3 protein-coding genes are annotated in these 4,531 nt (G+C 68.2%); 2 read left to right on the forward strand and 1 reads right to left on the reverse strand.

Annotated features, from left to right (window positions below; translation table 11 throughout):
• The first annotated feature begins 66 nt into the window (after positions 1-66).
• Both AC1DHD_RS14510 and AC1DHD_RS14515 read left to right on the forward strand, forming a co-directional pair.
• The gene (locus AC1DHD_RS14510; RefSeq protein ID WP_476880388.1) at positions 67-1,446 is read left to right on the forward strand and encodes a lytic transglycosylase; all 1,380 of its coding nucleotides are present in this window, start codon (positions 67-69) and stop codon (positions 1,444-1,446) included.
• A 104-nt stretch (positions 1,447-1,550) separates the two neighbouring features.
• A complete protein-coding gene (locus AC1DHD_RS14515) occupies positions 1,551-3,614 on the forward strand; it encodes a Stk1 family PASTA domain-containing Ser/Thr kinase (protein ID WP_476880389.1) in 2,064 nt (687 codons plus the stop codon).
• 125 nt (positions 3,615-3,739) lie between these two features.
• On the opposite strand, the gene AC1DHD_RS14520 is transcribed toward AC1DHD_RS14515, so the two are convergent.
• A partial coding sequence (locus AC1DHD_RS14520) for a 3-deoxy-7-phosphoheptulonate synthase (RefSeq protein ID WP_476880390.1) occupies positions 3,740-4,531 on the reverse strand: 792 nt, incomplete at its 5' end.

Genomic DNA, 4,531 nt, shown 5'->3' on the forward strand with positions numbered 1-4,531 from the left:
CTGGTAACACCAGTAACATCCGGTCAGAGCTGCAGGGTTCGCCGCTGAGAAAGAGGATTTTTTCCCATGACGACGTCACGTTCGCCGAAGCCCAACCCGAGGCCCGGCCTCCCGCTGATCGCGGCGACGACGGCGGCGCTTCCCGCCGTCGTGCTGTCCTCCCTCGCGATCGCCCAGCCGGCCGCGGCCGAATCCCGGCCCCGCGCGATCCCGGCGACTCTCGCAGCGGCCATGAAGGCCCAAGGTGTGGCTGCAGCATCCCAGCCCTCCGCCGTGATCCCTGCGGGTTCCGTGCCGGCCACCATTCCCACGGCGTTCCGCCCGGCGAAGGTTGCCGCCCCGGCGCAGTACACCATCGCCCGCGGAGACACGATCAGCGGTATTGCCCACAAGTTCGGCCTGGACACCCACGCTGTCCTGAAGCTGAACAAGCTGCAGCCCAAGACCGTGATCTACCCGGGCCAGCGGATCAAGCTCTCCGGCTCAGCAAGCGCCACGGCGGCCCCGGCGAAAGCCGCCCCCGCCAAGGCAGCACCGGCCCAGGCCGGCGGCGCGACCTACACAGTCAAGTCCGGTGACACCCTGGGCGCAATCGCGGCCCGCCACGGCGTCAAGCTCTCCGACGTGCTCAGCCGGAACGGGCTGAACATGCGGTCCGTGATCTACCCCGGCCAGAAGATCAAGATCGGCGCCGGTGTGGCCGCACCCGCCGCCCCCCGCCCGGCGGCGCCCAAGCCCGCGGCGGCTCCGGCGGCTTCCGGCTCTTACACCATCAAAGCCGGCGACACCCTCTCCGGCATCGCAGCCCGGCACGGCGTGAAGCTCTCCGCCGTGCTGTCCGCGAACCGGTTGACCATGAGCAGCATCATCTACCCCGGCCACAAACTCGTCATCCCGGGCGCCGGCACAGTCACCGCCGTAAAGCCCTCCTCGAGCCAGCCGCCGGCCACGGTGACTCCGCTTGTTCCGAGCTCGTTCCTGGGCTTCAGCTACCCGGACGCGGTGGTCAGCTCAGCGAACAAGAACAAGGCCCTGCTCAACGCCTCACCGGTGCCCACCCGCGCGCAGATGCAGCAGATCGTCTCCGACACGGCCCGCCGGATGGGTGTGACCCCGTCGCTCGCGCTGGCGTTCGCCTACCAGGAGTCGGGCTTCAACCAGCGCTCGGTCTCCCCGGCGAATGCGATCGGCACCATGCAGGTTATCCCGTCCTCCGGCCAGTGGGCGTCCGAGCTGGTGGGCCGCAAGCTGAACCTGCTGGACCCGTACGACAACGCCACCGCCGGCATCGCCATCATCCGCCAGCTGGTGGCTACCAGCAAGAACCTGGACTACGCCATCGCCGGCTACTACCAGGGTCAGTACTCGGTCAACACCAAGGGCATGTACGAAGACACGAAGGCCTACGTGGCTTCGATTAGGAAGCTGCAGAAGAACTTCAGCTAGAACCGCCAGCATCGCGCGGGGCTGAGACCCCCGGCGCGTAACGATACGGGTCCGGGTTGCATGTCAATCCGGACCCGTTTCCGTGCAGAGCTTAGGATCAAAGGGTGCAGGAATACACATCGGACGCTCTCGTCGGGACCCTGGTGGACAACCGGTACCTGATTCTCTCCAAGCTGGCCCGTGGCGGAATGTCGACGGTTTACCTCGCGACCGACCAGCGGCTGGAGCGGGACGTGGCCCTCAAGGTCCTGCACCCGCACATGGCCGGGGACCCCCAGTTCCTGGACCGGCTGGGCCGCGAAGCCAAGGCCGCCGCCCGGCTCTCCCACCCGCACGTGGTGGGTGTGCTGGACCAGGGCGACGACGGCCCGCTGGCCTACCTGGTGATGGAATACATCAAGGGCCACACCCTGCGCGACGTCCTCAAGGACAAGGGCGCACTGACTCCTCGCCTGGCCCTGGCGCTGATTGACCCGGTAGTGGAAGGGCTCGGGGCTGCCCACGCGGCCGGCCTGATCCACCGCGACGTCAAGCCCGAAAACGTGCTTATYGCCGACGACGGCCGGATCAAGATCGGCGACTTCGGSCTGGCSCGGGCGATCTCGACGTCCACCAGCACAGGCGCCCTGATCGGGACCGTCGCCTACCTCTCCCCCGAGCTCGTTATGGGGCGGCAGGCCGACGCCCGCAGCGACATCTACTCCCTCGGAATCATGCTGTACGAGATGATCACCGGCAAACAGCCGTTCGACGGCGAGGTCCCCATCCAGGTGGCCTACCAGCACGTGAACTCCACGGTCGGTCCGCCGTCGGCCCTGGTGCCCGGGCTGGCCGACGAACTCGGCGAGCTGGTCCAGTGGTGTACGGCGAACGACCCCGACAAGCGTCCCGTGGACGGCAACGCCCTCCTCTTCGAGCTCCGGCATATCCGCACCAACCTCACGGACGCCGAACTGGACCTGCGTCCGCCCGCAGCAGCGCCGCTGCCAGCGGCAGCCGGAGAGTCGCACACCGAGTTCCTGGGCGGCATCCAGCACCCGACCGAGGTCATCGGCCGCGGCAGCAACCCCACCACCGTCCTCTCGGGCCGGCAGCGGCCGGGAGCCTACGGCCCGCTGGCCACGCCGGAGGAGCACGAGTTTGGTGCCTCAGCGGCGGAGGCTGCCGGGGACCTGGCTGTGCCGGCGAGCAAGCGGGCCCAGCGCAAACAGGACCGCGACGAGGAGAAGGCCCGGCAGCGCGCTGCGGCCACTCCCAGCCGCAGCCTGCGGGCGGGCAACCCCCGCCGCCGGGGCCTTGCCTGGGTCCTGGTGCTGGTCCTCGTGGCCATCCTTGCCGCCGGCGCCGGCTGGTTCTTCGGGATGGGCCCCGGATCCCCGGGAACGATCCCCCAGTTGGCCAATAAAACCGTGGCCGAGGCTCAGCAGTTGCTCCGCACCGCGGGATTCGATTCGACCACCCGGGATGTCTTTGACGACACCGTGTCCGCGGGGCTGGTGGTGGGCTCCGAACCGCAGGCCGGAGAGGTGGTCAGGAAGTTTCAGACCATTTCCCTGAACGTTTCCAAAGGCCCCGAACTCTTCCCCCTGCCGCAGCTGACCGGCAAACCGCTCGACGCGGCGAAAACGGCCCTGAATGGTGCCGGGATGTCGCTTGGCCCAGTGACCGAGAGCTTCGACGAAACCGCAGCGGCCGGAACGGTGCTGGCCCAAAAGCCCGCCAAAGGCACGCCCGCCAAGCACGGGACGCCGGTGGCGCTAACGGTGTCCAAGGGGCCGCGGCCCATTCCGGTGCCCGATGTGCGGGGCAAGGACCAGGACGCCGCGGTGGCGGCTGTGGAAGCCGCGGGACTCAAGGCCGTCGTCGCGCCGGAGCCGGTCTTCAGCCGGGACGTGCCCAAGGGCGCCGTGGCCGGCCAGGATCCGGCGAACGGAAACCTCACCAAGGGCGGCTCGGTGACGCTGACAGTTTCCAAGGGCCCCAAGTTCGTGGAGGTTCCGAGCTTCATCGGGAAGCAGGCCACCGAAGCCCGGGACGCGTTGGAGCGGCTCGGCTTCAAGGTTGAGATCAACAACATCCTCGGCGGGTTCTTCGGCACGGTCCGCGCCCAGGACCCCGTGGACACCCGCGTGCCCGAGGGGTCGACGATCACCCTGACGGTGGTCTGAGCCGGCAGGCCGGCTACCCCGCCGGACGCCTTCACCGGCAGAAAAAGCTCCGCCCCGGCTGAAACCAGCCCGGGGCGGAGTTGTCTCTGAGCGTGGTGCCAGCCGGGCTCAGCGCTTGGACGGGATCAGCGCTTAGACAGGGCGCCGGCCACCAGGAACGCCATCTCCAGGGACTGCATGTGGTTCAGGCGCGGGTCGCAGACCGACTCGTAGCGGTCCAGGAACGCGTCCTGGTCGATCGGGTCGGCACCGCCGAGGCACTCGGCCACGTCGTCGCCGGTCATTTCCACGTGCAGGCCACCGGGCACGGTGCCCAGGCCGTGGTGGACTTCGAAGAACCCTCGGACCTCATCGATGACGTCGTCGAAGTTCCGGGTCTTGTAACCGTTGGGCGAGGTCACCGTGTTGCCGTGCATCGGGTCCGTGACCCAGAGGACCTGGGCGCCCGAATCGGTGACGCGCTCGACGATGGCGGGCAGCTTCTCGCGGATATTGCCGGCGCCCATCCGCGTAATGAACGTCAATCGGCCCGGTTCCCGGTTCGGGTCGAGCTTTTCGATAAGGCGGAGCGCATCATCACCGGTGGTCGACGGGCCCAGTTTTACGCCGATCGGGTTGCGGACGCGGGAGAGGAAGTCGACGTGGGCGTGGTCCAGTTCGCGGGTCCGCTCCCCGATCCAGAGGAAGTGCGCCGACGTGTCGTACGGCAGGCCGGTCCGCGAGTCGATCCGGGTCAGGGCACGCTCATAGTCCAGCAGCAGGGCCTCGTGGCTGGCGTAGAACTCCACCCGCTTGAGCGCCTCAAAATCCGCGCCGCAGGAGGACATGAATTTGATGGCCCGATCAATGTCGCGGGCCAGCGACTCGTAACGGGCGTGCGCCGGGTTCTCGGTGAATCCCTTGTTCCACTGGTGCAC

Source organism: Arthrobacter sp. 05L45_2 (assembly GCF_056397525.1).

Bases quoted from the DNA above. Each gene is read 5' to 3' on its own strand.
- AC1DHD_RS14510 (WP_476880388.1), top strand. From the start codon at position 67: ATGACGACGTCACGTTCGCCGAAGCCCAACCCGAGGCCCGGCCTCCCG.